The sequence below is a fragment of the Methylobacterium sp. WL119 genome (assembly GCF_008039875.1).
Taxonomy (GTDB): domain Bacteria; phylum Pseudomonadota; class Alphaproteobacteria; order Rhizobiales; family Beijerinckiaceae; genus Methylobacterium.
Genome location: NZ_VRUU01000262.1, coordinates 1 through 253 on the forward strand (window position 1 = coordinate 1; position 253 = coordinate 253).

At 60.5% G+C, this 253-nt stretch carries 1 pseudogene; it reads right to left on the reverse strand.

Going from position 1 to position 253, the window contains the following annotated elements:
- Window positions 1-122: 122 nt before the first annotated feature.
- Window positions 123-253: pseudogene (locus tag FV227_RS28750) on the reverse strand (IS5/IS1182 family transposase); the annotation flags it as partial.

Below are 253 nucleotides of genomic sequence, written 5' to 3' on the forward strand. Positions count from 1 at the left end.
CTTGAGCCTCATGGTCGGCGATAAACGATGAAGGGGCCCGATCGGGCCCCTTCATCGTTCAAGCTGCGGCCGCCATTGGCCTGGTTTTACTCCGCCACAGCGGCCTGGAATTGGTCCGCCCTTTACAGCCAGACGCGGACGGCTGCGAGCTTGACGCTGGCCAGGAAGTTTTCCGGGTCCTTGTCGTACCCTGTTGCGACCGCACGGAAGTGCTTGATCATGCTGAAGAACCGCTCGACCAGATTGCGGTACT